The 2,766-nt window shown below is 66.8% G+C and carries 2 protein-coding genes; one reads left to right on the top strand and one right to left on the bottom strand.

What is annotated here, in order from left to right:
• Positions 1 to 461: 461 nt before the first annotated feature.
• Entirely contained in the window at positions 462 to 1,733 is a 1,272-nt protein-coding gene (locus AB4Y86_RS16185; protein WP_441403200.1) for a plasmid pRiA4b ORF-3 family protein, read from the bottom strand.
• Positions 1,734 to 1,872: 139 nt separating this feature from the next.
• On the opposite strand from AB4Y86_RS16185, the gene AB4Y86_RS16180 reads away from it, so the two are divergent.
• On the top strand, positions 1,873 to 2,766 hold an 894-nt coding region (locus tag AB4Y86_RS16180; RefSeq protein WP_441403199.1), incomplete at its 3' end, for a glucose 1-dehydrogenase.

The following is a 2,766-nucleotide window of genomic DNA, read 5'->3' as shown; positions in this document are numbered from 1 at the left end:
CTATTGAGTTCTCAAACAACAGACACACCCGGCACCACCRCAACCCCACAGGGCCGCGGATCGCTCCGGAGCAACTTCTCAAACTTACCCGAATCCAGACCCCCARGCAAATCAGCGTTTCCGCGATCACCCGGTCCGGGAACAGGCCCCCGCCCGGTCTTCARCGCACCAAAAATGCGCCGTTTTCCAGGCCGTTTATCRAGGGGGTCGGTCGCTATCTTTCCGCTTCAGCGGCGGCGACTCGAACTACTTTACACACCAAACCCGGACCCCACAAATCGGCCCCCACCGATACCCCCACCCACCAAAAACCCCGGAAACACAAGGAAACCAGCCCCCAAAGCCGCTCGCAGAAGGCGAGTCGGCTGGCGTCGGACTTCTATGGAGTGGGTCACATTCACGGGGCCGGCCGGACGGCCAGCGCCCGGAAGGCGCAGCCCGGGAGGGTCCGCCCCGCCCGCCTACCTGTCCCCCAGCCGCGCCTGGACCTCGAGCAGGAACTTCAGGCCGCCGTCGGTCGGCTCCGCCTTCCGAGTCCGGAACCGCGGGCCGGCGTCCGTGAGTTGCAGGCAGTCCATCGACTCGCGCACCTTGCGGTCAAGGTCCCACACCCACTCCTCCGGGATCGGCGCCCCGGACCGGTTGACAAAGCCCGACGCCTCCAGCGCGGCGATGGTGACCTCGTCGCGCAAGGAGTATGAAGGCGCGAATCCCTGGACCAGCCAGTGGGCAGAGAGCCTAGTCATGAGCTTGACGGCGTCGTGCTGCGGGGAAGCGATGATGTCCACCATGTAGTCCCAGAGCACGTCGGGCTCGGCCAGCCCGCGCTTTCCCATGGCGCCGAGCAGCAGCCTGCCGTTGCGCTTGCGCAGCAGTTTCCAGTCCAGCAGGCGCAGGCGGAGGTTGAGCACGTCCATGGCGTTGATTTCGCGGTTGCCCTTGCCCATGATCTCGTCGTGCCAGCCGAGCTCTTCGAGTGTGCGGCGGACCATGGCCGGCTTCAGATACCCGTCCTTGGTCAGCTCCAGCCCCTCCCCCGCGGCATTTTCCAGGAACCAGAGGATCGGACGCAGCACCGCGTTCCGCTCGGCGGCGGTGACCGGCTGCGGCCACAGCTGCAGGCTGAGCCGCCCGAGGTCCCGGTTGACGGCGTCGCGGTCGAAGGCACCGGCGTCGAACGCCGAGGCGCGTTCGCCGGTGACCTGCTCAAACCAGGTTGCTGCGTCGTGGAACTCCGGGTGCCGCCGGTTCGCCAGCACATTGGCCAGGTTCCGATAGCCGTCCGGGCCGCCGGAGTCCTCCACCGGCCCGCGGTTGGCGCCCTCCAGACAGCTGATAGTCCCCTCGGGAACCCAGGCTGGCCCCACCAGCTCCACCGTGTGAGTCCAGGAATCGCCGAAGTCGTATTCATACTCGAACAGCTCAGGCGCCGGACCGGCAGCGTCCAGCAGTTCGAACAGCACGACGCCGGATGCCGGCTCCGCGCCGGAGTCCTCCACCGCTTCGTCGGGGCCGACGATGATGCGGGGCGTCCCGTGCCGGTCTACGCAGCGGATGCCGTAGAGGTGGCGGTCCTGCCAGCCGAAGGCTCGCTGGATGGCTTCGTGGAACTGCGGGACGGTGGCCGTTTCAGGGAGCAGTAACCGGCGCCAGATCTCCGGCTCGCTGCCCTGGATGCTGATCCGGAGGTCGACGGCGGGAACGGGCGCAAGGTTCGGGTCCGGGGGCTGCATGCTGGCCATTGTGTCAAGAGGACTCCGGAAACGGGGAGTCCGGCGCACCCGTTGCACACAGTCCCCCACCGTGGCTAGGCTAATACTAAGCATGCTTAGCGTGTTGGCATCCATTCGGACGAACCATCGGAGGAGAACTATGACTGACCAGTACACGTTCAGGAACCCCGTTACGGCGTACCCGCAGATCGAACCGCCCGAGCAGAGCCAGCCGGAACCCGGTCTGGACGCCGAGATGACGCCCAAGGCTGACCTCGGCGAGGACAGCTACCGCGGCACTGGCCGGCTGGAGGGCCGCAAGGCGCTCGTCACCGGCGCGGACTCCGGCATCGGCGCCGCAACGGCGATCGCGTTCGCCCGCGAGGGCGCCGACGTCGTGATGTCCTACCTGCCGGAGGAGGAAAAGGACGCCAGCCGGATCGCGGCGTTGATCGAGAAGGCGGGCCGGAAGGCGGTCAAGGTTCCGGGCGATCTGAAGGATTCCGCGGTATGCCGGGACCTCGTGGAGACCGCCGTGCGGGAACTCGGCGGCCTCGACATCCTGGTCAACAACGCCGGCAAGCAGGTGGCGCAGGAATCGCTCGGCGACATCGACGACGTCCAGTTCGACCACACGTACAAGACCAACGTGTACCCCATGTTCTGGCTCACCAAGGAGGCCCTCCCGCATCTGCCCGCCGGATCGACCATCATCAACACCACCTCCATCCAGGCGTACAGTCCGTCAAAGACGCTGGTGGACTACGCCTCCACCAAGGGCGCGATCAACAACTTCACCAAGGGCCTGGCCCAGCAACTCGCGCCCAAAGGCATCCGGGTCAACGCGGTGGCGCCCGGCCCTATCTGGACGCCGTTGCAGCCCACCGGGGGCCAACTCACCGAGGACCTGCCGGAATTCGGCAAGGAGACGCCGCTGGGCCGTGCCGGGCAGCCGGCCGAACTGGCGCCGGCGTACGTGTTCCTCGCCTCGGCCGAGTCCAGCTACGTCATCGGCGAGACGCTCAACGTCAACGGAGGCATGCCGTCATGCCGT

This window comes from Arthrobacter sp. 2YAF22_2 (genome assembly GCF_052114645.1).
Lineage (GTDB): Bacteria > Actinomycetota > Actinomycetes > Actinomycetales > Micrococcaceae > Arthrobacter.
The sequence above is the reverse complement of the archived record's forward strand: the minus strand, read 5'-3'. Positions and strand labels throughout refer to the sequence as shown.